Origin of the sequence: Phosphitispora fastidiosa (genome assembly GCF_019008365.1) — a bacterium.
In the GTDB taxonomy this organism is placed as follows: Bacteria; Bacillota; Thermincolia; order Thermincolales; family UBA2595; genus Phosphitispora; species Phosphitispora fastidiosa.
In genome coordinates this window covers 1-252 of sequence record NZ_JAHHUL010000181.1, presented here as the reverse complement: position 1 = coordinate 252, position 252 = coordinate 1, and the positions used below count along the sequence as shown (strand labels likewise).

Here is a 252-nt window from a genome sequence, read left to right as displayed (position 1 = left end):
CAGCGGTCGAACGTCTGCGCCGCAGCATGGCCGACAACACCTACTGGCTGATCCAGCTGTCCGAGGCCCAGTCCAATCCCGCGTCACTGGACCAGACCCGCAGCCAGATCGCCACGGTCGAGGCGGTCACCGCCGCCGATCTGCAACGCCTGGCCAATGAATACCTGAAGCCCACGACCGCCTGGCGCGCCGAGATCGTCTCCGACAAGGCCCCCACGCAATAAGGACGCCTCAGTAAGCCTCAGGCCATAA

At 65.1% G+C, this 252-nt stretch carries 1 protein-coding gene; it reads left to right on the top strand.

Going from position 1 to position 252, the window contains the following annotated elements; translation table 11 throughout:
- Window positions 1-224: hypothetical protein (locus Ga0451573_RS19425; protein WP_231685843.1), on the top strand; the 224-nt coding region annotated here is incomplete at its 5' end.
- Window positions 225-252 lie beyond the last annotated feature (28 nt).